Consider the following 23011-nt stretch of genomic DNA (forward strand, 5'->3'; position numbering starts at 1 on the left):
CGGACTCAAGTTAAGGTCCTTCATCATTGGCACTGCCACGATGCCCAGCACGGCCTTGTCTGCAAAGTTTATTATCAGGCGGTTTCAAACTGAAGTGCAACACGGGGTTTAATGTTTAGCGCCTTGAGGTTGGCTCGCTGAGGCAAGTGTCGCAGCGAAGACCTCGAATGGCGAATGGAACGCGTAAGTGGCGCGCGGCCGGCTGTTCAAACTGTCGGCGATAGCATCGAGTTCGTCCTGACTGTAGACCGAAAGGTCGGTGCCTTTAGGCAGGTACTGGCGCAACAATCCGTTGGTATTTTCGCAAGTGCCGCGTTGCCACGGGCTGTGCGGGTCGCAGAAGTACACGCTCACGCCGGTGGCGGCGGCGAGGTCTTGATGGCGCGCGAGTTCCTTGCCCTGGTCATAGGTGAAGCTCTGGCGCAAGGGTTCGGCAATCGAATTGACTTTTCGAAGTAGCGCCGCGCCGCGGCCTTGTCACGGTGGGCACGCAGTAGAAAATCGACCGTATTGCCCTCCTTGTCGACTGCGCGATACAAATACTTCCACGGGCCTCGGACCTTGATATACGTTTCGTCCATTCGCCAACTCCGGCCCACGCCACGCTTGTGGCGGCGGAACACCTTCTCCAGAACCGGCAACACCTTGATGGCCCAGCGGTGCACGGTTGAATGGTCAACCGAGATACCGCGCTCCGCCATCATCTCTTCAAGGTGTCGAAGGCTCAGCGGGTAGGCCACATACCAGCGCACGCAAGTCAGGATCACATCGAGCGGATAATGCAAACGCTTGAGCACCCGCGCCACAGCTGGATTCAAAGTCTTCATCAAGCGTCCGATCGTTCGTATTGTCACAGCACATGATACCGACGCTTACTGCGACAAAACCGCCGGCTGCACCACTGAGCCATGATGCACAAAGCTGCCGCTGGAGCAGCGCGTGTGTCTTTGAGCGGCGGATATCGGCGAGCTGACCGAACGCGTGCAGTCGTCCAGATCCGGTCGCTCGGAGGTGCTTCACCAGCGACCGGTTACGGTTAGTCAGGAGACTATCGGTAACAGAACCGGGCGAATCAGAAACTGCATGGGAAAACCCTGAATCGTCAGAAATCTAACAGATCGACGATCATGCGCCATCGTAGGATTCGATCAAGCCGAATGGATGGAGGTTTCACTGACTGAAAGTACAGCACAGTGACTTCGCATATCCATTCATTCACTCGCATATCCACACAGGCGAAAATCAACATGACATCCCCGCAAACGCAAGCTGCGCCCGACTTTGATATGGCTACGGGTCTCCCCGAAGGACTCAAGGCGCGATACCAGCATGTCTCTCGCCCACCTGTGTTCGATTCCCCGGCGCAGGCGCGTTTGCACGGCAAGCAGCGCCTCGCGGCCGCGTTCCGGCTGTTCTCGAAGTTCGGCTTCGACGAAGGTGCGGCGGGCCACATCACGATGCGCGACCCGGAGTTCAGTGACACTTTCTGGGTCAATCCGTTCGGCGTGCATTTCAGTCAGGTGAACGTGTCCAACCTGATTCGTTGCGACCATCATGGCAACGTCGTGGAGGGAGACCTCCCGGTCAACGCAGCGGCCTTTGCGATCCATTCGCGCGTGCACCACGCCCGTCCCGACGCGATGGCAGCCGCGCATTCGCACAGTACCTACGGCAGGGCGTGGTCGACACTGGGCCGCCCGCTTGACCCTATCACCCAGGATGTCTGCGCCTTCTACAACGACCATGCCGTCTACGATGAATTCGGCGGCGTGGCAGTGGAGGTAGACGAAGGCCAACGCATAGCCAATGCGCTGGGTTCGAACAAGGCGGCCATTCTGCAGAACCACGGTTTGCTGACAGTGGGCAAGACCGTGGACGAGGCCGCATGGTGGTTCATCACATTGGAGCGTTCATGCCAGGTGCAATTGATGGCGGAAGCCGCAGCGGCCCGTACCGGTGCACCGCTGAAGGCGATTTCCGATGTCGCCGCGCGCCAGTCGCATTCGATTGTCGGCTCCGCGCAGGCGGGCTGGTTCCAGTTCCAACTCCTTTACTCCCGCATCGTCAAGGAACAACCGGACCTGCTGGACTGAGCCCGTGGCCACGCCCATACGCAAGCCCTCGCTGAGCCATTGAGCGCGACGAACTCGATGGCGAGAAGGAACTACCGGATCAAGCCTCGCCAATCTCGCCGCAAGGTTCATTGTGCCGGCGTGCTCCTAAGAGTGGATGACCCGAGGAGACAGCGATATGGGGCAGCAAAAGTAGTGTGGCAACGAGCGAAATGACTGACGTATCGTTTAGAGGCGCCCCCGTGCGAAAGGACGCCGTATCGGAGTTGTTTGTCTTTGGTATCGGCAGGGGCTACCGGCACGCCCCCATCGAACTTTGGCAGCAACCGACTACTTCGCGGCCTGAGTCGTCTTACGCAACTTCGCAACATCCAATGCCATCACCGCCGGCGCACCGTTGTTCCATCCTGCACGAATGAACGTGAGCACGTCGGCGATCTGCTGGTCGTTCAATACCGGCGAATACTTTGGCATCGGGTACGCAGCGGGAATGCCCTGGACCACGAGGTCGTGCGTGCCATTCAGCGTCACGTTGATCAGCGACGACGCGTCCTTCTCCATCACGTTTGGATTGCCCGCGAGCGGCGCGAGCAACGGCGCGTAACCCATGCCGTCCACGCCGTGGCAATGCATGCAGTACGCCGTATAGACCTTCGCGCCGGCATCGTTGGCGGGGTGCGTGAGAGACACCTTCGTCGCCTTCGGATCGTAGGCATATCGCGGCCCATTCGTGCCGCCGGCGGCAGGCAGCGACTTCAGGTAGCGTGACATCGCAGCGACGTCCTCGTCATTCATTGCCTGCGTGCTGTTGTTGATCACGTCCGTCATCGAACCGAACGCCGATGCATGCGTGTTCGCCCCCGTCTTCAGGAATTGCGTGACATCCGTTTCCGACCATCGGCCGAGTCCGACGTTATGCTCGCCGGTCAGGTTCGATGCGAACCAGCCGTCGAGCACGCCACCCGTCAGATAGGCACTGCCCGTTTCGTCGAGCGCTTTCTCCTGGAAGGCGATACCGCGCGCGGTGTGGCACGAGCCGCAATGGCCGAGACCCTGGACGATGTACGCGCCGCGATTCCACGCGACATCCCTGCCGCTCTTGTCCTGATACACGCCTTTGTCGAGGAACACGGCGTTCCAGATCTTAAGCGGCCAGCGCATGTTCAGCGGAAATGGAATGTCGGACTCGCGATTGGCCTGGTTGACCGGCGCGACGCCTTTCATGAAGTACGCGTAGAGCGCCTTGACGTCGTCGTCGTGAACCTTGGCGTAGGACGGATACGGCATCGCCGGATACAGGTTGTGCCCGTCCTTCACCACGCCCTGACGCAACGCCTTCTCGAAGTCCTCCTCGCTCCATTTTCCGATGCCCGTATCCGGGTCCGGCGTAATGTTGGTGGTGTAGATCCTGCCCATCGGCGTGGTCATCGGCAGCCCGCCGGCGAACGGCTTGCCCTTCGGCGCCGAATGGCACGCGACGCAATCGCCAACCTTCGCGAGATATGCGCCGCGTGCGACGAGCGCATCGTCGGCGGCCGCCGCGCGCGCGCTGATCGGCAAGGCAAGGGGCAAGGTCAGTCCGATTGCCGCAACGAGTCTTCCAGTCATCATCGTTCCCCTCACGCGGTTTGCAGTTGACGGCCTACCGGCAGTTGCCGGAGACGCTTGCCCGTCGCGGCATAGATCGCGTTGGTGAGCGCAGGCGCGAGCGCGGCCGTGCCCGGCTCTCCGATCCCGCCCGGCGCTTCGGCGCTCTTGACGATATGCACCTCGATCGGCGGTGTCTGGCTCAGCCGCAGCATGCGGTAATCGGTGAAGTTGCTTTGTTCGACGCGGCCGTCCTTGATGGTGACTTCGCCATAGAGTGCCGCCGTGATGCCGAAGATGATGCCACCTTGTATCTGCGCCTCGATCGTGTTCGGATTGACGACCATGCCGCAATCGACCGCGCACACTACGCGGTTCACCGCGACCTCGCCGTTGTCGACGGTAACGTCCGCGATGATCGAGAAGAAGCTGCCGAACGCATGCATGACCGATACGCCGCGCCCCTGTCCCTTCGGCAGCGCGTTGCCCCAGCCGGCGGCCTGCATGGCGACGTCGAGCACATTGCGCGCGCGGGGCGTCCCGGCAAGCAGGTCGCGGCGGTACTTGGCCGGGTCGACCTTGGCCTGCGCCGCGAGTTCGTCGATAAAGCTTTCCACCACGAACGTCCCACGTGTCGGACCGACGCCGCGCCAGAACGCAGTCGGAATATCGCGCGGTTCCTGCCGCACGTAGTCGACCAACTGGTTCGGCAAGTCGTAGGGAAGTTGGGCCGCGACTTCCACGGCGTCCGGGTCGACTCCGTTCTTGAACGCGGGCGGCGCGAACCGCGCCAGGATGGACGAGCCGACAATCCGGTGCTGCCACGCAATCGGCTTGCCGTTCGCATCGAGGCCGGCCGCGATGACGTCGTAGTAATACGGGCGATACATGTCGTGCTGAATGTCTTCTTCGCGCGTGAAGGTGACCTTGACCGGCGCATCGACCTGTTTTCCGATCTTTAGCGCCTGCGCGATGAAATCCGTCTCCAGACGGCGGCCGAATCCGCCTCCGAGCAAATGGTTATGGACCGTGATCTTGTCCGCGGGAAGGCCCGTGATTTTCACGGCGGTATCGACGGCGCGCGTAGGCACCTGCGTGCCCACCCAGATGTCGCAGCCATCGGCGCGCACGTGCACCGTGCAGTTGACCGGCTCCATTGTCGCGTGGGCGAGGAATGGCTGCTGGTAGACGGCGTCGACGCGCGTCTTCGCGTCGGTGAAGCCCTTGCCGATATCGCCGTCCTTGCGCGCGACCGCGCCCTCGCGCTTCGACGCGCTCGCGAGGTCATCGATCACGTGCTGCATCTGCACGCCCGCGCTCCTGCCTTCGTTCCACTTGATGACAAGCGCAGCCGCGCCCCGTTTCGCGGCCCACGTGTGATCGCCTATGACCGCCACCGCGTTATCGACCTTGACGATCTGGCGCACGCCAGGGATCTTCTTCGCGTTGATATCGTCCACGCTCGCGAGCGTGCCACCAAACACCGGGCAGTTCACGATCGCCGCGTACTTCATATCGGGAAGGCGCACGTCAAGACCGAACATCGCCGTGCCGTCGACTTTCTCCGGCGAGTCGAGGCGCTTCGCCGTCGTGCCGATCAGCTTGAAATCCTTTGGGTCCTTGAGCCGCACGTCTTGCGGCACGGGCAACCGGGCGGCTGCATCGACAAGCTTGCCGTAGCCGATCGCGCGATTGCTGGCGGCGTGCACAACCTGCCCGCGCTCGGCATGGCAGCTTGCCGGATCGACTTGCCACTGCTGCGCGGCCGCCGATATCAGCAGCACGCGCGCGGTCGCACCGGCCTTGCGCATCGGTTCCCATGCGTAGCGGATCGAGGTCGAGCCACCGGTCAACTGGCCGCCGAGCAGCGGGTCCATGAAGAGCTTCTCGTTGGGCGGCGCATGATCGATCACGACGCTGTCGAGCGGTACTTCGAGTTCTTCCGCAATCAGCATGGGGATCGACGTATACACGCCCTGCCCCATCTCGACCTTCGGGATCACGAGCGTGACCTTGCCGGCCGTGTCGATCTGGACGAATGCATTCGGTTGGAAGACGCCGCCCTGCGGCATTTCGTTGGCATCGCCGCCGATCACCGATTTGGCGTTTTGGGCGCCTTGACCTTGGCCAGCGGCCGAGATGCTGAAGCCGAGCACCAAGCCGCCGCCTGCCGCTGCCCCGACCGTAACGCCGAACTTGAGAAACGTGCGGCGGCTCAAGCCCCCTTTGGACGCGTGGCCTTTTTGCGCGTCGAGTAATCCCCGCGACATGTCACGCTCCCTTTACAGCGTGCTTGATCGCTGCGCGAATCCGGTTGTAAGTGCCGCAGCGGCAGATGTTGCCATCCATCGCCGCATTGATGTCGGCGTCGCTCGGGTTTGGGTTGCTTGAGATCAGCGACGCCGCCGACATCACCTGGCCCGACTGGCAATAGCCGCACTGCACGACGTCAAGCGCTTTCCACGCGTCCTGGACTTTCTTCCCGGCGGCCGTATTGCCGACTGCTTCGATGGTCGTCACCTTGCGATCGCCGACTGCTGCGATTGGCAGCACGCACGAGCGGACCGCGGCACCGTCGAGATGCACCGTGCACGCGCCGCACTGAGCGATTCCGCAGCCGAACTTCGTTCCCGTCAAGCCGATCAGGTCGCGGAGCACCCACAGCAAGGGCATGTCCGGAGGCGCGTCGAGGTTGTGGGTTTCACCGTTGACGTTGAGCGTTGTTGTCATGTGCAACTCCGGTTGTGGGGTTGTTCTTTTATCCGCTTCGCGAACCTTGCCAGGAGGCTTACAGTTCGCAAGCCTCAATGCGCTTTAGGCGTGGGCGTGCGGTCCAGACTTCTGCGGGAGGAACTCAGGCAGTTGTACCAGAAGGCGCACGTTTTCGCTTTATCGACGGGCGGATGTCAGGGCTGGCTGTTCGAAACGGCTCCGGTGCAAGTAGGTGACCCGGTCGAGACGTCTCCGATATGTCGGACACTTCATCGTGCGGACTGGACGGCATTCCAAACTGCGGGCGCAGCGTAATGCTTGCGTACGACGACGTGTCCCTCCGAATCCACGCCGTGAACTGGAACAGGGTCTTTGCACGATGAATCCCATCTTGACGTTTCGCGGTCGTTTTCATTGACGGCAAGACGGCAGTTCATATGACGTGGTCTCTTCCTGACTCACGGGCCATCAGGACGATGATCCGACGTAGTTCTTCAGAATGCGTAAGTCGGTTACCGAGTACGCCATACCAAGCCGATAGCCCCGGCCAACGCGCAGCGGAGCAATCAGGTGCATGTCCTCGCCGTCAACTTCGGGCAGCTTCAGCTCCGCCGATCCGGCCCAGACATCCACGATCGCGAGATTGTCGGTGAGCGACATCGTCAGTTCGTCGACGGGGGGCTTGTCCTGACGGTCGGCCGCAAGCTGGGGAAAGTAGCGCCGCATCGTTGTCGGTCGGTTGAAAACTGTCGTCGGATCAGCGATTGGTTCTTCGATCTGGATACGAGCGGTCGCGAGCCGCTCCCCGTGAGCGGACACGCTGGCACCGAAGCGACTTCCTTTGGCAAGCGGTGCAGCCGCCGCGCCAGGAGCAGAGAAACTGCGAGTCTGATAGACACTGGCAAGTTTTTTCGGAAATCCCTGCGCCCATCCGCGGGCGATGGCAGCGTCGTTGTCGACGAAGATGTAGGGGCAGTAGTTGACAGGAGTACCGTCAAAGACGGCCTCGACCAAAACGAAAGCCTCGCGATATTGATATCTCGCGGGGTCGGTCAACTCGTCATTGGAACCAGTAAACTGCCAGTCCAGGAACCAGAAGAACGCGCGCCCTCCTGACTTCTCGTCCACCGTCAGGCCGGGCGGGAGGAGCGCCGCGATCGCCCCCTGCTCGGCCCAATATTCGATGGCAAGACAATCGCTGGAATAGTGCCACGGCGGCAGCGACACCAGCGCCGACTTTCCTTGCGGAGTAATAGGAACTGAAAAGGCTTTAAGCATTTCGTTTCTTCCTGAGTTGGAGCTACCCAAAATCGCTGTACAGGGAATTCTTGCGCTTCTTCCGAACGCCATGCATCACATGACGCGGAACGGTCTGGCATCACGCGTCTCGCGCATACGCTGCGGCGCCTGGATTCGGTGAACTGTGGTGTTACTTGCATGCCGTACGGCGTGGCATACGGCCCGCGTTGCTATAGCTCTTCTGAGCATAGTCCGCGCTTTGACGAACGCCTATTACATAAAACTGTAATCACCTGCACCCTGGCCTTCCTCTCGAACCGGCCCGGCCCGCAAGAGCGGTTCTCGGGACGGAGCCGCGTGAATTGGGGCATCGACGGGACAACGTAGATTACGGAGGACACAAGCATTAGGGATGACAAGACGATGGCCTTCCGCAATCTTGCCCACCCCGGGCTTGCAATAGTCCAGCCGGCCATACAAGCAGTAAGAGCCACGTCGACTACGAGCGCGACATAGCCTTTCATCGGACGCGTTGCGATCGAGACCGCAGTCTGGGGCGAGCAAACACAGGATCGTCGGCACGACCTGCGTCGTCAGAACGCGCTCGTCATTGGCGCGGACAGATCGAATACGGTGGGACGAGTTGCGGCAAGCTCAGATGAAATGCCGCACGCTCATCACGACCGAGCGCTGGTTGATCCCCGGGCTCGGCGGAGACACGCTCGCGACGCCTACGGTTCAAGTTCGGCCCGATGAGCGCCTAAACTCATCGAGCCATCACGGCCAGCGATGACAGTTCCTGTCGAGAGCTAAAAGAAGTGCAGTATGCCGACTTGCGCGCCGGTCGGATCGAACCCCGGGTGAGAAAGCTGAACACCTTGCGTCGCCGCGCCGAGCATCGTGTAGGCAGCCTGGTTGTGATTGCTGATGTGCGAGAGCGTCGCATAGATCAGCGTGCGCTTGGACAACAAGTGCTGTGCCATCAGGCTGATCTCGGCCGCATTATTGCCGGCCGGAAGGCGGTCGTTCGCATACGCGTACCCCGCCGAAACGAAATCGGCCGGCGTGAACCGATACTGCGCCGACACCGAATAGACATCCTTGTCGTAGACCTTCGCCGAATCCTGTGCATGATGATAGGCCGCGAAAAGCTTGAGCGATCCGAAGTCGTATGAGCCTCCGGCGAACATGTCGCGCTGAACATCGGTCGCGGCCGCATTCGTCATCTTCTCGTAGTTGGCCGCGAGAAATACCGGTCCGTTCGCGTATTCCACGCCGGCGTGAATGTTGTCGTGACCATTTTGCGGCACGGCGCTCTGGCTCAGACCATACAGAACCTGCGCCTTGAGGCCCGCTATCACCGGGGTCTGGTAGCTGAACGCGTTGCTCACCCGAAACGTATAGCTCGCGAAGTTGTCGAGCCCGGACGCCATCGTCGCGCCGCCGAACGCGTCGAAGCGGCTGATCAGCAGAAACTGCGGCGTGTTCTGGCGTCCCATCCGGAACTCGCCCCAGTTGCCCGACAGGCCGACCCACGCCTGCCGATTGAAAATCGCGGTCGGATCGGCCGCCGTGCCGTTGTTCGTGTTGATGCCGCTTTCCAGCGTGAAGTTGATGCGGTTTCCACCGCCAATATCCTCGCTGCCCTTCATGCCGAAGCGCGACGCATAGAAGCCGCTCGAACCCATTCGGGTCGTCAGGCCGTTGCCGGCGTTGGTCGATTCGATAAACGTGTCAATCACGCCGTAAAGCGTCACCGAACTTTGTGCCTGCGCGCTGCCTGCCGCGCAGGCGCCAAGCCCGAGGGCGATGGACGCGACTTGTCTGACGCAGTTCTTCACTTCGTCTCCTGATGGATTCCGGTTGAATCTTGTGAAACGCGAGGACCAGTGCGCTCAGGCGCCGTGGCCATTGGGCGCGGCGTCGATGATGTCGACGCCGGCCTGCGGACGCGCCGCCGAGGTCACGGCGCAGCGCAGTTTCGGCAGGCACAGCATGGCGAATGCACCCGCGAGGGTCACCGCCGCGAGCGCGTAGAGACCGTACTCGAGTCGCTGCGTGTGCTGCTTGAGCCAGCCGATCACGAACGGCGTCACATATCCGCCGAGATTGCCGACGGTCGCCATTAGCGCGATGCCGGCTGCCGCCGCCGTGCCCGTCAGCAGCACACCAGGTAGCGACCACATCACCGCCAGGCCCGCAAGCGCGCCTGTCATCGCGATCGACAATCCGGCGAGCGAGATCACCGGGCTCGCCGAGAACACGCCGGCTACGACGAGGCCGAACGCGGACATCAGCGCGCTGCCGGCGGCGTGCCAGCGGCGCTCATCGTGCCGATCCGAATGCCGTCCGATGAGCACCATCCCGATCGCCGCCGCCACGAACGGAATGCTCGCGATCAGGCCCGTGTCGAGATAGCTCTTCACGCCGAGATTGCGCACGATCTGCGGCAGCCAAAAGGACACGCCGTAGGTGCTGCCGAGCAGCGCGAAGTTCGCGAAGGCGAGCAGCCAGATGTTGGGGTCGCGAAATGCCGCGCCGAATGAATGGCCAGTCCCGGCCGCGAGTTGGCTCGCATGCTCGCTTTCGAGCTGCTTCGCGACCACCGCGCGGTCTTGCGCGCTCAGCCACTTCGCATCGCGCGGGCCGTTGCTCAGATAGAAGTAGGTGACAACGCCGAGCGCCACCGCTGGCGCGCCTTCGATCAGAAAGAGCCACTGCCAGCCGGCGAGTCCGGCGGCGCCGCTGAGCGACGACATGATCAGCCCCGACAACGGTCCGCCGATCACGCCGGATAACGCAATGCCGAGAAAGAAGATCGCGTTCACTTGCGAGCGCAGGCGCGTGGGAAACCAGTACGTCAGGTACAGCACGATGCCCGGATAAAAGCCCGCTTCCGCGACGCCGAGCAGAAACCGCATCACGAAGAACGCCGTGTCGGTGCGCACGAACATCATGCCGACCGACAGCGCGCCCCACACGACCATGATCCGCGCGATCCAAAACTTCGCGCCGACCTTCTGCAGCATCAGATTGCTTGGGATCTCGCAGATGCAGTAGCCGATGAAGAAGATGCCCGCGGCGAAGCCGAACGCCTGGTCGGTGAGACCGATGTCGGTGGCCATCTGCAGCTTGGCAAAGCCGACGTTCACCTTGTCGAGGAAGGAAACGACGTAGGCGACCAGCAGGAACGGCAGCAGCCGCATCGCGATCCGGTTGTACATACGGTCTTCGCGAGGGTCGTCGAAGCTCGATCGAGCGAGAAATCGCATGGTGTCTCCTTGGGCCGCCGGGGCCATTTTGCTGGTTTGCAGGAACGTGTGATCACGGTATCGAGCGTTTTATGTTGTATCGCTCATCGATACCTGATGTCGTTGATCGAAATATATTCGCCGCAAGTTTGTTGGTCAAATGAACTCGACTAGGGGTTTTCTCGGAGACCGGGCCGGCCCGCTCGATTTCTTGCTCCCACGGAAAAAATGGAGTTGACAGCGGCCGATTGCGCTCCTACGATGTTCTTTACACAGAAACGACGTATCGTTGAAAAGAACAATTTTCATCACCCTGGCTAAGCGGCCTATCAATCCGATGGAGGAATTCATGAGTACTCTCGCCAAGTTGCACAACTGGAACGAACTCACCCGCGAAACCGTGCGGAGGGGTGTCGAGCGCGTCGGCTTTCGCGGCGACGACGTGATGTGCGTGATGAACTGGCTTACGCCCGGGATGCAGGTCAACCCGCACCGCCATACGTTCGAGCAGTTGGTGATCATCGTGCAGGGCCGCGTGCGCTTTCATCTGAACGATGAAGTGGTGGAAGGCGGCCCCGGCAGCATGATCCGGATTCCCCCGCACGTCGTGCATTACGCGGAGCCGGTGGGCGACGAAATCGTGCTGAACCTCGACGTATTCGCGCCCTTGCGCGACGACTACCGGCACCTGGTCGACTATCAGCGCGACGAATTCGAAGACGCGCGAGCCTGACGGGGAGCACGGCATGAACCACGAATTTCGCTTGCGCCTGCGCCGCGGCGATGCGCTCGCGGGCACCTTCATCAAGACGCCCGCGCATCACATCATCGAGATCGCCGGCGCGAGCGGCCTCGACTTCGTCGTGCTCGACGCCGAGCACGCGCCGTTTTCAGTTGACGCTCTCGACCGATGCCTGCTCGCCTGCGCCGCGGCCAGCGTGCCGGGCATCGTGCGACTTCAGGACACGGCGCCGGCCACCGTGCTGAGCGCGCTCGATCTGGGCGCGAGCGGCATCCTGGCGCCGCATGTCGTCTCGCCTGAAGGCGCGCAGGCGATCGTCGCGGCGAGCCGCTATCGCAACGGTACGCGCGGCTTCAGCAATTCGCCGCGCGCGGGCGGCTACGGACGCTCGTCGATGGATGGACATATCGAGGCGAGCGATGCGGGCGTCGCGGTGCTCTGCCAGATCGAGGACCGCGCGGCGGTCGAGCGCGTCGGCGAGATTGCCGCGGTGGAAGGTGTCGATTGTCTTTTCATCGGCCGGGCCGATCTCGCCGTTTCGTATCAGGCCGCGTCCCTCGACGATCCCCGCATCGATCACGCCATCGAGCGGACCGTCGCGGCCGGACGTACGCACGGCGTGCCGGTCGGCATCTTCCTCGCCGACGCCGCTCAGGTCGCACATTACGCCCGCCGCGGCATCAGCTTCTTCATCGTGGGATCGGACCAGTCGATCCTGCGCTCGGGTCTGCGCGAGTTCGCCGGCGCCTTCGCCGCGCGATGAGTTCACGCGACCCACATTCATAACCTTCCGGAGACATCCATGGCATCCGTCCTGCAAGACACCGCTACCCATGAAACCAGCCGCGTCGATCATCTCGTGCGCGGTTCGATTGACCTGCACTGCCATAGCGGCCCGTCCGTGATGGCACGCTATTGCGACCATATCGAGGCGATGCGCGAGGCATCGGATGCCGGCTTGCGCGCCGTGCTGCTGAAGGATCACTACTATTCCGCCACGCCCGTGACGGAACTGCTGAACAAGCATTTCTCCGATCTCGGCGTGCTGATGCTCTCGGGCGTGCCGCTCAACAACTCCGTCGGTGGCATCAATGTGCATGCGGTCGAGCACGGCATCAAGCTCGGCGCTCGGCTCGTCTGGATGCCAACGTTTTCGTCCGCGAATCACATCGCGCATCACAAGCATGATGAGCACTTCAACGAGAAGTTTCCGCAAACCACGCAGAAGATGCTCGCGCCGATCCCGCTCTCCGTTCTCGACGGCGATGGTAAGCTGAAGGAGGAGGTCAAGGCCATTCTCGATCTGATCGCCGATGCCGATATCGTGCTGTCCGCGGGCCATCTCCACATCAGCGAAATCTGGCCACTCTTCGAGGAGGCCCGCAAGCGTGGCGTGAAGCGGCTGCTCGTCAATCACCCGACGTATGTCGTGGATGCGAGCCTCGACGACATGCGACAGTTGGCAAGTGAAGGCGTGTATATGGAGCATTCGATGTGCATGTGGGTGCCCGGCTCGAAGTTCCGCTTCTATGATCCGCAGTTCCTGAACGACGTGATCGAGGCGGGCACCGTCGATCTGACGATCCTCGGCTCCGATCTCGGCCAGAAGGGCAACCCGACTTTCACCAACGGCTTTCGTCACGTGATCGAAACGGCGCTCGAACTCGGCTATAGCGAGGCGGATGTCCGTAAAATGACGTCCACCAACGCCGCCACGTTGATGGGCATCTGACATCGGCAGCCGTCCGCACCGGGGCGCCGAGCTGTCGCCCCGCATCTCACCAGGAGGAAACGAACATTGGCAACAAGGCGCGATCCCGATATCGGCACAGCAGCCGAATCCACCGGCCCTGCGATCCTCGAATCCGTCGGCATCGTGTTCCGGCTGCTCGACGAACTTGCGCTCGCGCGGCGGCCGCTTGGCGTCACCGAACTCTCGCAGGTCGTCGAAGAGCCGAAACCGCGCGTGTATCGGCATCTCGCGTCGATGAAGCAGATCGGCGTGGTCGAGCAGGACCCGGTCAGCGAGAAATACCGGCTCGGCAGCAAGCTGGTGGTCTATGGCACCGCGAGCGCCGAGCAGTTCGACCTGCGAGCCATGGCCGATCCGTATCTGACGCGGCTGCGCGACTCGACCGGGCAGACCGCGTTGCTGTCGGTGGCGACGCACGACTCGGCGCTGGTGGTGTCGGCGGTGGAATCCACGCGCAGCGTGGTGATCTCCGTCAAGCCGGGGAACCGCCCCGCCACGCATTGCTCGGCGCAGGGCAGGCTCGTGCTTGCGTACCTGGATGACGCCGCGCAGCAGCGCGTGCTACGGCGCAAGCTGCCGCGATTCACGGACCGGTCGGTCGTCGAGCCCGCGCAGATTCTTGCGCGGCTCGCCGCGATTCGCGAGCGCCTGTACGAAGACGCCGATGGCGAACTGATCGACGGCGTGAACGTGCTGGCCGCGCCGATTTTCCGCGAGAACGATGTGCTGGTCGGGTCGATCGGCGTGATCGGTCCGAGTCGCGACGTGCCCTCGCCGCCCGGGGCCGCGCTGCTCAAGGCCGTGCAGTCGGCGGCTGCGGAACTTTGCTCCCGGTTGAACAACGACATCTACGGACGCGTGTTGAAGCACACGTAACGCCGTGTCGTCGCTAGCCGGCTCAAGATGCAAATCGTAGCCCATGAAACTCCAGAACCACCGAATCAATCAACAATGGTTAAACACCGCCGGCCCATAGGTTTGCAAAAGCGCCGTGAATGCAGCCAGCTCGATAGGGGTCGGTTTGACCGGCAGCGGCAAAGGGCCCCCTCCACGGACTGCCGCATCGTTATAATCGCGTGTCGAAATCTCTTCAGACCGCCACATGGCCCGAACTTCGGATCGCCCCACACGCCCTGCAGACTATGATTTCACCGATCAGGTCGGCCACTTGCTGCGGCGAGCGTATCAACGTCACGTCTCCATCTTCCAGCAGGCCATTCCCGATTCCCAACTCACGGCTGCTCAGTTCGTCACGCTGTGTGCGATTCAGGCGCAACAGGCATCGTCGCTGAACGATATAGCCAAAGCCACCGCGATTGACCAGGCGACCATACGCGGCGTCGTCGAAAGACTGCAGGCCCGCAAGCTGATCGCCGTAGCCCGGGATGCGAATGATGGTCGCAAGGTGACCGTCACGACGACCGCCGAGGGTAACGCGCTGGTCGAGAGGACCGTGCCGTTCGCGCATCAGATCACCGAAGCGACGTACGGTCCGCTGAACGCCGCGGAGCGGGTCGCGATGGTCTATCTGCTGCGCAAGATGATCGACGCCCCGAGCGATTGAGCAGCGCATGGGGCTCAACTTCCAGCCCCCGTTCAAACCTTACGATGACTCTGCGGCGCACAGCTTCCGCAGGAGAAACAGCACCGCTACGCGTTCCACGTCGTTCAGGTCGCTCATCGTCAGATCGCTCACGCGCTCTGCGGCGGGGGTCGTGTCCTCGACAAGCCGCCGCCCCTGATCCGTCAGTACGACGGCACTCTTCCTCCGGTCGTCCGGATTCGCCTTCAATTCAATCAACTCGCGCGCCTTCAACCGTTCGATGATCCCGCGTACCGTAGCGGCATCGATGGCGGTCGCTTTGCCAAGGTCGCTCATCGATGAAGGCCCGAGACGCAGGCTCGCGCTCAGCACGGCGAACTGCACGGAGGTCAGTTTCGGGTCGCCAATCGTCTGCCCGAAAATCGCAAGATGCCGCTGATATGCCTTGCGAAGAAGATGGCCGACCTGCGCCGAGACGTCATAGTCCGTTGCGGCATGCCCGGCTTCCTGGAAAGCCGCCGAGGTGTTTGAATGATCCATGTCACGTCTGTGGGTTGGGTGGGCAGCATGGCGTCATGATCCGTGCCGCCTCGCGGGTGAGGTTGAACGGTCCCGTCAGTGCACCTGATTGCGGATTTGCACGGATGCTCGCGCGAGGTCGTTCCACGAAGCTTCGCCCGGCGCAAAGCGCCCACGTATATAAGCGACGAGGTCCGCGACCTGGCGATCGTCCAATGAGTCCCTGAAGCCCGGCATGTAGCCCAGCTCACTGGTCGCCGGAGCATCGATGCCATGCAGGATCACGTGCAGCAGGTTCTCCGGAGACGCCTCGCTTACGCTCGTATTGATCGCGAGCAGCGGACGCACACCGAAATTGCCGACGCCCCCCGCTTCTGTATGGCACACGGCGCACGCGCCTTCGAAGATGCGTCGTCCGCTTTCGAGCCCCTGCAGTCTGATTGCATCGGTTTTCGGCACGGCAGTTGGCGCTGTCTTCGCGGTAACCGGCGAGAGCGACGCCACGTAATGCGCCATCGCGCGCACATCCGCTTCGGGCAGCGTAGACAAGCCCGCGACGACCGGCGCCATCGGTCCGGCAGCGACGCCGTGTTCGCGCGAGAAACCCGTGCGCAGGTAGTCGAAGAGCGCGTCTTCGGTCCAGCGCACCGGCGACTTTGAATTCGCGACGAGCGACGGTGCGACCCAGCCTTCCGCGCTGCCGCCCGTGAGATAGAAACTTGCGCCCTTTTCCGCCCCGAGTACGTTGCGCGGCGAATGGCAGGCACTGCAATGCCCCGCTCCGTCGACGAGATAGGCTCCGCGATTCCATTGTGCCGAACGGGACGGTTCAGGGACGAACGCGCCCTGCTTCAGATACAGCGCATTCCAGCCGGCCACAAGCCCGCGCTGATCAAGCGGAAACGGCAGGCGCGTCTGCGGTGGCGCGGACTCGATGGCCGGTTGCGACATCAGGTACGCATAGAGCGCGGTCATGTCGGGCTCGCTCAGTTTCGTGAACGCGGTGTACGGGAACGCCGGATAAAGGTGATGACCGTCGCGCGAGATGCCTTGCCGCATCGCGCGGTCGAAGGCGCCGAACGACCAGTTGCCTATACCGGTCTTCGGGTCAGGTGTCAGATTGGTCGAAAAGACGATACCGAACGGCGTCTCCAGGGCGAGTCCGCCTGCATTGGTTGCGCCGCCGGGCGCAGTGTGGCAGACGGCGCAATCGCCGAACGCGGCGACTTCGCGGCCACGCGCAATGGTCGCTTCCGACCACGTGGACGACGCGGGCCGATCGATCGGCGCAATGGGTGCAATCGGCGCACGCACCGGCCACGCCGTGCAGGCAAGCGCGATGAGACTGCCAAGGCCGCCAGCCGCGAAGGCCGCGCGCAGCGAGCGGCGCACCCGCTGCGGCAAGGCATGACGGGGTGCCTTTGAGTCGCCGAGCGCCGCGCGCACGCGCTCGGGCGTAAACGGCGGCGCGCGAAAACGAACACCGGTCGCGTCATACAACGCGTTGGCAATCGCCGCCGCAGCGGGCGACGCGTCGATTCGCGCATCATGCATCCGGTCATCGGCTTGCTCAAGCGATGCGCTCGCGGCCGCACGTGCGGGAACCGGAGTAAGCCGATGCGAAACCGCCCGAGAGTCCGGCGTTTCGTCGTGCGTCGGCTCCGCGGCGAAGGGCAAACCGAGCAGCCGCGACGCGGCGGCCGCGATTTGCCGCGCCGGGACGCCCATGATCGCATTGAGACTGCGACGCCCCTGCGCACGACCCGCGATCACGCGCCGGAGGTTCACGTCGCCCGTCAGGCGATTCACATCGAGATCGACGATCCACGCGGAATATTCGGGCGTCCGGGTTCCGTCGGCTGCCTCTTCGCGCTTGTCGAAAGCGAAACCTCTGCCGTGCGCAAGTTCCCCGTGCCCCGGTGTCTTGCGCGCCTCCCTGTTCCAACCGGCGCGCTGCACGAGCGAGCCGATCAGTTCCCGCGCTCCGGCGTCTTCCACCAGGTCGAGATGATCGAGCCGGAAATCGATCGGGTCGATACGGTTATCGCGTGCGATTTCATCGACGAAGGACTCCCGTGCGAATGCATGAGCGGCGCGCGGAATCGCCTCGCCTTCGTCATCGATCAGCGATGCCGTGTGTCGCGACACGTACGGGATTTGACCTTCTCGGGAAGGCTTGGCGTGAGACGGATCGGCAGCGGCCGCAATATAGCGCCAATCCAGCAAACGCCCTTCGACGTCGAGCGATGCGCCAACCGAAAGCATCGCTGAGCCGCCGGCACGGAGGCTTAGAAATCCGTCCACGCGAACCGCGCGGCCGGCTTGCCGCATCAACGCCACTGCCGCCAGCGCCGCACTCGTGGCGCCCGGAGCGCCGCGTGGACCGGATTCGAGACCATGAAGCGCAAAACGTGTCACCGGCAACCCGGTGGCGTCCGTGAGCGCGCCGAGCAGCCGCGCCTTGTCGGACGCGGCGCTGAAGACCTCGATCCGCTCGCCATTGTCACGCGCGAGCGCCGCGCACGACACGAAGGCGCCGTCGACCAGCGGCCATGTGTAATGCGCCCGATGTTGCAATCCAGAGTGCGGCACGGGCGCGGACAACTCACCCTGCTCGCTACCCGCCGGGTCATCTTGCATCGTTCGACATGCATGCAGCGCGGCATCGCGGGCGCGCGCCCCACTGTCCGCAACAAACGCTGCGGTCTTCCCAACCTCGATCCACTGAACGCCGTGCTCGGCCGCCACGCGCAAGGCGTGAATCTGCCACACGGAATCGAAATCGGCGAGCACGCAGGCGTACAGCATGCCGTCTTCGGAAGCGACGGTCATGGTCCCGCACGAGTCTGCTTCGCGCATGTTGTTCATTGCATTAGCGGGGTGGTTCTGTTTTCAGGTAGTGCGCTGCGCGCTTAACCGCATTGACGATTTCCAGATGCGTGCCGCAACGGCAGAAATTGAAACGCAACGCTTGCCGGATCGCCGCGTCATCCGGTTCCGGATTGCGGTCGAGCAGCGCCTTCGCGCTCATGATCATGCCGTTCAAGCAGTACCCGCACTGCGCGGCCTGTTCGTCGATGAAGGCGCGCTGGACCGGATGCAGCGCGTCGAGCGTGCCGAGCCCTTCGAGCGTCAGCGTGTCGCGCCCGAGCGCGGCGGCGACCGGCACGACGCAAGAGCGTGTCGGGCCGCCGTCCATCAGCACCGTACAGGCGCCGCATTGGCCCAGCCCGCAACCGTACTTCGGCCCGTTCAGTTCGAAGTCGTTGCGCAGCACATAGAGCAAGGGCGTGTCCCTTGTCGCTTCGACGGCCAGTGTGCGTCCGTTCACGGTAATTACCAGAGGCTCGACATCCGACGCCGATCCCGAAGACGCTGCGTGCAAGCTCATGCCCGATGCTCCGTCAGAGCGGACACGATGTTTGCCATCGTGCCCGACACACGATCATGTTCAGGCGGCGACAGCGACCGCTTCCCTTGCCTTCGGTGCCTTCAGCGGCTCGCTGAACACGTCGTAGGCGAATACCCATGCCGGGTCTTCGTTCGAGCGCAGCCACGTATTGTTATGCGACACCAACTGGACCTTGGACGCCCGCTCCGCACGGTTTGCCTCATACAGCGCGAACGCACTCGCGTAATCGGTGGCACCGGTTTCGCCGAGACAGCGCGTGAGCATCGCCGCGTCCTCGATTGCCATGGCCGCACCCTGCGCCATGTGCGGCTTCATCGGGTGACACGCGTCGCCGAGCAGGACGAGCCGCCCGCGGCTCCACAAAGGCAGCGGATCGCGCTCGAGCAGCGGCCACTTGGTGACTTCGGGTGTTGCGTCGATCAGTTTCTGGACGGACGGATGGTAGCCCGCGAACACCTCGCGCATCTCGTCCCGGCTACTCGGCGCAACCGACTGACCAGCCGGCCACTCGGCCTGCGGCACACCCGTCACGTAATAGATTTCGTCGCGCTTGCCGGTGACGTAATACACCATCATGTGGCGGTCTTCCGACCACCACTTCACGCAAAGATCGAACGGATCGGTGCCGAGCAGAGAAGCGGGAAACACGGCGCGATGCGCGACGTAGCCGGTGTAGCGCGGCGGCTCGGCTCCGAGCAGGTGTTCGCGAATCCTGGAATTCACGCCATCCGCGCCGATCGCGATATCGGCCGTCTCGACGGTGCCGTCGGTGAAGGTGAGGCGTACCTCGCTGCCGGTGTCCTCGACGCTCTTCAGGTGCTTGTTGAATGCGATCGTATCGGGCTCGAGCGCCGAAGTCATCAGTGCATGGAAGTCGCCGCGATGCACGGTCAGATACGACGCTCCGTATTCCCTGAGTGCGAAGTCGCCAAGCGGAATCTGCGCGATGGCGTCCCCGCTCTTCCAGTCGCGGCTGTACCAGAAGTCAGGATGCGATCCCATCGTGTTCAATGCGCTCTCGCAGCCGATGCGAAGCATGATCTTCATCACATTCGGGCCGAGGTGTATCCCCGCACCGAGACGGGAAAACGCGGGCGCCTGCTCATACACGCGGACGGAATAGCCGGCGCGCTGCATCAATGCGGCCGCTGCTGTTCCGCCGAGTCCCGCTCCAACGATCGCGATACGGGGTTTGCTCATGATCTCTTCTCCATGTGTCGAACGCTCGCCGAGATCTGGCCGGCGAGCCGGTTTGAAAAACTTGAATTGAGTGTACACATTCGAATTTGAACGGTAAAGAAAATTCTTGGGCGCGACCGACAACGGCCGGCGAACCCATATATGGTGCGGTAATGTAGGGTTTTCACCAATGAAATGCGGTCCTGCACCATCAATTTATTTTGTCGATTACTTGTGAATTTAAAGTGTGTACACTAGACTTCAATGAACGCAACGAGCTGCCTCTGGCGGCCCAAACCATACGGAGTCGAAGAGATGAACAAGAGCTTTCGCATCGGTCAGATCGTGCCCAGTTCGAACACGACAATGGAAACGGAAATCCCGGCCATGCTGCTGGCGCGGCAGTCGATCCGCCCTGAGCGCTTCACGTTCCATTCGAGCCGTATGCGCATGAAGAAAGTGGTGAAGGAGGAACTCGCCGCAATGGACGCGGAATCGGACCGCTGCGCGCTCGAATTGAGCGATGCTCGCGTGGACGTGCTGGGCTACGCGTGCCTGGTCGCGATCATGGCGATGGGACACGGCTATCACCGCGTATCACAGGAACGCCTGCAGAAACGCACTGCCGAAAACGGCGGCGCGGCGCCGGTTCTCACGAGCGCAGGCGCGCTCGTCGATGCGCTGAAGGTCATCAAGGCAAAGCGGGTCGTGGTCGTGGCCCCCTACATGCTTCCGTTGACCGAACTCGTGGTCGACTACATCCGCAGCGAAGGCTTCGAAGTCGTTGACTATAAGGCGCTGGAGATCCCGGACAACCTCGAGGTCGGACGCCACGATCCGCGCCGTCTTCCCGCCATCGTCAGGACGTTGCCGTATCAGGACGTCGATGCGATCGTGCTGTCCGCTTGCGTGCAGATGCCTTCCCTTGCGGTCGTCCCGCAGGTCGAGGCGATGACCGGCAAGCCTGTCATCACCGCCGCGATCGCGACGACCTACGCGATGCTTCGCGAACTCGACCTCGAGCGCATCGTGCCGGGCGCGGGCGCGCTTCTCTCGGGGGCGTACTGATGTCGGCCGACTCGCCCGAGGATTGCACCATGAACTCCACGTTTCTTTATGGCGCCAACGTCCACGCCAACGGCATTCGCCAGCATTACCTGCGCTACGGCGGGGACAACGGTGCGCGCGCGACACGCCCGGCTGTCGTGGTGATTCCCGGCATCACGAGCCCCGCTGCGACGTGGGGCTTCGTCGGCGAGACGTTTGGCCGCCAGTTCGATACCTACGTGCTGGATGTGCGCGGGCGCGGACTGTCGGAAGCATCGGCGACGCTCGACTACAGCCTCGACGCCCAGGCCGCCGATGTCATCGCGCTTGCGCAAACGCTCGGTCTCGAACGTTATGCGCTGGTGGGTCACTCGATGGGTGCGCGCATTGCGATCCGCGCCGCGCGCCATGCACCGCGAGGCCTCGTGAGCACGGTACTCGTCGATCCGCCGGTCTCCGGTCCTGGGCGCCGCGCATATCCCGCGAAGCTGCCGTGGTACGTCGATTCGATCCGCCTTGCGACTCGCGGCACCGACGCGGAAGGCATGCGCGCTTTCTGCCCGACGTGGACGGAGGAGCAACTTCGGCTGCGCGCGCAATGGCTGCACACCTGCGACGAACGCGCGATGCGCGCGTCGTTCGAAGGCTTTCACACCGACGACATCCACGCCGACCTGCCGCGCCTTTCGGTGCCATCGCTTCTGATCACGGCCGAGCGCGGTGACGTGGTGCTCGATGCGGACGTCCGCGAGATGCAGGCACTCGCACCAGCACTTCTGCATGTGCGCGTGCGGAGTGCGGGCCACATGATCCCTTGGGACAACGAAGCCGGGTTCTACGAGGCGTTCGGCGATTTTCTGGGCGCGAAGCTCGTCTGAGCCGCCCGTCCCAACCGCCCATCAGGAGTCAACATGTCAATCAGCGATTACGAAATGATCGCCGCGTGGAAGCAGGTGCTGACGTTGTCGAAGCTGCAGGCAGGCCAGACCGTCACCATCCTCACGAGCGCGTCGACGCATCCCCAGACGCTCTCGACCGCGCTCATCGCCGCGCAGTCGATGGAGGCGATCGTCAACCGTCTCGACCTCTTGCCCGTCAACGGCGAGAAAGCCCTGAGCCGTGATTCGCTCGCCTACCTCGGCACCACGCCGCTCACCGGCAATCAGGCCGCCATTGCTGCGCTCAAGGCGAGCGACCTGGTGCTTGACCTGATGACGCTGCTCTTCTCGCCGGAGCAGCACGACATTCTCAAGACCGGCACGAAGATCCTGCTGGCGGTCGAGCCGCCCGAGGTGCTCGCGCGGCTCGTGCCGACCGAAGCGGACCGCACGCGGGTGCGCGCGGCGGCGAAGCGCATCGAAAGCGCGCGGGAGATGCGGGTAGTGTCGAAAGCCGGGACCGAACTCGTCTGTCCGCTTGGCGAGTTTCCGGCGATTTCGGAGTACGGCTTTGTCGATGAGCCCGGCCGCTGGGACCACTGGCCGAGCGGCTTCGTGCTGACGTTCCCGAACGAAGGCAAGGCACGCGGCCAGATCGTGATCGATCGGGGCGACATCCTGCTGCCGCAGAAACGGTACGTCGCCGATCCGATCACGCTGACCGTTGAAGACGGCTACGCGACGCACATCGAAGGCGGCGTGGATGCTGCGCTCTTGCGCGACTACATGGCGTCGTTCAACGACCCCGAAGGCTATGCGATCTCGCACATCGGCTGGGGCCTGCAGCCGCGCGCGCGCTGGTCGACCCTGGGTCTCTACGACCGCGAAGCGACCATCGGGATGGACGCGCGTGCCTTCGAAGGTAATTTCCTGTTTTCGCTCGGCCCGAACAACGAGGCAGGCGGCAGCCGAACGACGACCTGCCACATCGACATTCCATTGCGCCACTGCGACGTGATGCTCGATGGCGACGCGGTCGTGCGCGACGGCGTGGTCATGGACCGATAAATCCGGAGA

General features: G+C 62.8%; 19 protein-coding genes and 2 pseudogenes. 9 read left to right on the forward strand and 12 right to left on the reverse strand.

Going from position 1 to position 23011, the window contains the following annotated elements:
- Positions 1-108: 108 nt before the first annotated feature.
- Both AWB68_RS12560 and AWB68_RS12565 read right to left on the reverse strand, forming a co-directional pair.
- A pseudogene (locus AWB68_RS12560) lies at positions 109-477 on the reverse strand (IS30 family transposase); the annotation flags it as partial.
- Positions 441-827 (reverse strand): annotated as a pseudogene (locus AWB68_RS12565) (IS6 family transposase); the annotation flags it as partial. The pseudogenes AWB68_RS12560 and AWB68_RS12565, both read right to left, overlap by 37 nt.
- Before the next feature lie 420 nt (positions 828-1247).
- Between AWB68_RS12565 and AWB68_RS12570 the strand changes: the two are divergent.
- Complete coding sequence (locus AWB68_RS12570) at positions 1248-2093, forward strand: class II aldolase/adducin family protein (protein ID WP_087644678.1); 846 nt, start codon at positions 1248-1250, stop codon at positions 2091-2093.
- A 309-nt stretch (positions 2094-2402) separates the two neighbouring features.
- Here AWB68_RS12570 and AWB68_RS12575 read toward each other — a convergent pair whose 3' ends face one another.
- From AWB68_RS12575 to AWB68_RS12600, 6 genes are all read right to left on the reverse strand, one after another.
- Positions 2403-3680, reverse strand: a complete 1278-nt coding sequence (locus AWB68_RS12575) for a c-type cytochrome (protein ID WP_235028298.1) — start codon at positions 3678-3680, stop codon at positions 2403-2405.
- Between the two features lie 11 nt (positions 3681-3691).
- The gene (locus tag AWB68_RS12580) at positions 3692-5929 is read right to left on the reverse strand and encodes a xanthine dehydrogenase family protein molybdopterin-binding subunit (RefSeq protein WP_087644680.1); all 2238 of its coding nucleotides are present in this window, start codon (positions 5927-5929) and stop codon (positions 3692-3694) included.
- A gap of 1 nt (position 5930) precedes the next feature.
- Entirely contained in the window at positions 5931-6389 is a 459-nt protein-coding gene (locus AWB68_RS12585) for a (2Fe-2S)-binding protein (protein WP_087644681.1), read from the reverse strand.
- 450 nt (positions 6390-6839) lie between these two features.
- Positions 6840-7649 (reverse strand): acetoacetate decarboxylase family protein, encoded by an 810-nt coding sequence (locus tag AWB68_RS12590; RefSeq protein ID WP_087644682.1) that lies wholly within the window; start codon positions 7647-7649, stop codon positions 6840-6842.
- A 770-nt stretch (positions 7650-8419) separates the two neighbouring features.
- Positions 8420-9451: a porin gene (locus AWB68_RS12595; protein ID WP_087644683.1), complete on the reverse strand. Its 1032-nt coding sequence runs from the start codon at positions 9449-9451 to the stop codon at positions 8420-8422.
- Between the two features lie 54 nt (positions 9452-9505).
- Positions 9506-10882, reverse strand: a complete 1377-nt coding sequence (locus tag AWB68_RS12600; protein ID WP_087644684.1) for an MFS transporter — start codon at positions 10880-10882, stop codon at positions 9506-9508.
- Between the two features lie 328 nt (positions 10883-11210).
- Between AWB68_RS12600 and AWB68_RS12605 the strand changes: the two genes are divergently transcribed.
- The 5 genes from AWB68_RS12605 (at position 11211) to AWB68_RS12625 (ending at position 14920) form a co-directional block, all read left to right on the forward strand.
- Positions 11211-11594, forward strand: a complete 384-nt coding sequence (locus AWB68_RS12605; RefSeq protein ID WP_087644685.1) for a cupin domain-containing protein — start codon at positions 11211-11213, stop codon at positions 11592-11594.
- 13 nt (positions 11595-11607) lie between these two features.
- Positions 11608-12366, forward strand: a complete 759-nt coding sequence (locus tag AWB68_RS12610; protein WP_087644686.1) for an HpcH/HpaI aldolase family protein — start codon at positions 11608-11610, stop codon at positions 12364-12366.
- 39 nt (positions 12367-12405) lie between these two features.
- Complete coding sequence (locus AWB68_RS12615) at positions 12406-13335, forward strand: DUF6282 family protein (RefSeq protein ID WP_087644687.1); 930 nt, start codon at positions 12406-12408, stop codon at positions 13333-13335.
- A 66-nt stretch (positions 13336-13401) separates the two neighbouring features.
- On the forward strand, positions 13402-14232 hold the full coding sequence (locus AWB68_RS12620; RefSeq protein WP_200828683.1) for an IclR family transcriptional regulator: 831 nt from the start codon (positions 13402-13404) through the stop codon (positions 14230-14232).
- A gap of 226 nt (positions 14233-14458) precedes the next feature.
- On the forward strand, positions 14459-14920 hold the full coding sequence (locus AWB68_RS12625) for a MarR family winged helix-turn-helix transcriptional regulator (RefSeq protein ID WP_087644688.1): 462 nt from the start codon (positions 14459-14461) through the stop codon (positions 14918-14920).
- Between the two features lie 39 nt (positions 14921-14959).
- Here AWB68_RS12625 and AWB68_RS12630 read toward each other — a convergent pair whose 3' ends face one another.
- From AWB68_RS12630 to AWB68_RS12645, 4 genes are all read right to left on the reverse strand, one after another.
- Positions 14960-15439: a MarR family winged helix-turn-helix transcriptional regulator gene (locus AWB68_RS12630; protein WP_087644689.1), complete on the reverse strand. Its 480-nt coding sequence runs from the start codon at positions 15437-15439 to the stop codon at positions 14960-14962.
- Between the two features lie 75 nt (positions 15440-15514).
- Positions 15515-18250 (reverse strand): cytochrome c, encoded by a 2736-nt coding sequence (locus tag AWB68_RS12635; protein WP_235028299.1) that lies wholly within the window; start codon positions 18248-18250, stop codon positions 15515-15517.
- Between the two features lie 40 nt (positions 18251-18290).
- Positions 18291-18809 carry a (2Fe-2S)-binding protein gene (locus AWB68_RS12640; RefSeq protein WP_087644690.1) on the reverse strand — a complete coding sequence of 173 codons (519 nt, stop codon included), beginning with the start codon at positions 18807-18809 and terminating at the stop codon, positions 18291-18293.
- 60 nt (positions 18810-18869) lie between these two features.
- Positions 18870-20030, reverse strand: a complete 1161-nt coding sequence (locus AWB68_RS12645; RefSeq protein ID WP_087644691.1) for an FAD-dependent monooxygenase — start codon at positions 20028-20030, stop codon at positions 18870-18872.
- Positions 20031-20324: 294 nt separating this feature from the next.
- Here AWB68_RS12645 and AWB68_RS12650 point away from each other — a divergent pair, with 294 nt between their 5' ends.
- The 3 genes from AWB68_RS12650 to AWB68_RS12660 are packed head-to-tail and all read left to right on the forward strand — an operon-like array spanning position 20325 to position 23002.
- Complete coding sequence (locus AWB68_RS12650; protein ID WP_087644692.1) at positions 20325-21077, forward strand: maleate cis-trans isomerase family protein; 753 nt, start codon at positions 20325-20327, stop codon at positions 21075-21077.
- A 29-nt stretch (positions 21078-21106) separates the two neighbouring features.
- A complete protein-coding gene (locus AWB68_RS12655) occupies positions 21107-21934 on the forward strand; it encodes an alpha/beta fold hydrolase (RefSeq protein ID WP_087644693.1) in 828 nt (275 codons plus the stop codon).
- A gap of 33 nt (positions 21935-21967) precedes the next feature.
- On the forward strand, positions 21968-23002 hold the full coding sequence (locus tag AWB68_RS12660; protein ID WP_087644694.1) for a 2,5-dihydroxypyridine 5,6-dioxygenase NicX family protein: 1035 nt from the start codon (positions 21968-21970) through the stop codon (positions 23000-23002).
- Positions 23003-23011 lie beyond the last annotated feature (9 nt).

Origin of the sequence: Caballeronia choica, from assembly GCF_001544535.1 — a bacterium.
In the GTDB taxonomy this organism is placed as follows: Bacteria; Pseudomonadota; Gammaproteobacteria; order Burkholderiales; family Burkholderiaceae; genus Caballeronia; species Caballeronia choica.

Bases quoted from the DNA above. Each gene is read 5' to 3' on its own strand.
- AWB68_RS12570 (WP_087644678.1), top strand. From the start codon at position 1,248: ATGACATCCCCGCAAACGCAAGCTGCGCCCGACTTTGATATGGCTACG.
- AWB68_RS12575 (WP_235028298.1), bottom strand. From the start codon at position 3,680: ATGACTGGAAGACTCGTTGCGGCAATCGGACTGACCTTGCCCCTTGCC.
- AWB68_RS12580 (WP_087644680.1), bottom strand. From the start codon at position 5,929: ATGTCGCGGGGATTACTCGACGCGCAAAAAGGCCACGCGTCCAAAGGG.
- AWB68_RS12585 (WP_087644681.1), bottom strand. From the start codon at position 6,389: ATGACAACAACGCTCAACGTCAACGGTGAAACCCACAACCTCGACGCG.
- AWB68_RS12590 (WP_087644682.1), bottom strand. From the start codon at position 7,649: ATGCTTAAAGCCTTTTCAGTTCCTATTACTCCGCAAGGAAAGTCGGCG.
- AWB68_RS12600 (WP_087644684.1), bottom strand. From the start codon at position 10,882: ATGCGATTTCTCGCTCGATCGAGCTTCGACGACCCTCGCGAAGACCGT.
- AWB68_RS12605 (WP_087644685.1), top strand. From the start codon at position 11,211: ATGAGTACTCTCGCCAAGTTGCACAACTGGAACGAACTCACCCGCGAA.
- AWB68_RS12610 (WP_087644686.1), top strand. From the start codon at position 11,608: ATGAACCACGAATTTCGCTTGCGCCTGCGCCGCGGCGATGCGCTCGCG.
- AWB68_RS12615 (WP_087644687.1), top strand. From the start codon at position 12,406: ATGGCATCCGTCCTGCAAGACACCGCTACCCATGAAACCAGCCGCGTC.
- AWB68_RS12625 (WP_087644688.1), top strand. From the start codon at position 14,459: ATGGCCCGAACTTCGGATCGCCCCACACGCCCTGCAGACTATGATTTC.
- AWB68_RS12630 (WP_087644689.1), bottom strand. From the start codon at position 15,439: ATGGATCATTCAAACACCTCGGCGGCTTTCCAGGAAGCCGGGCATGCC.
- AWB68_RS12635 (WP_235028299.1), bottom strand. From the start codon at position 18,250: ATGACCGTCGCTTCCGAAGACGGCATGCTGTACGCCTGCGTGCTCGCC.
- AWB68_RS12640 (WP_087644690.1), bottom strand. From the start codon at position 18,809: ATGAGCTTGCACGCAGCGTCTTCGGGATCGGCGTCGGATGTCGAGCCT.
- AWB68_RS12645 (WP_087644691.1), bottom strand. From the start codon at position 20,030: ATGAGCAAACCCCGTATCGCGATCGTTGGAGCGGGACTCGGCGGAACA.
- AWB68_RS12650 (WP_087644692.1), top strand. From the start codon at position 20,325: ATGAACAAGAGCTTTCGCATCGGTCAGATCGTGCCCAGTTCGAACACG.
- AWB68_RS12655 (WP_087644693.1), top strand. From the start codon at position 21,107: ATGAACTCCACGTTTCTTTATGGCGCCAACGTCCACGCCAACGGCATT.
- AWB68_RS12660 (WP_087644694.1), top strand. From the start codon at position 21,968: ATGTCAATCAGCGATTACGAAATGATCGCCGCGTGGAAGCAGGTGCTG.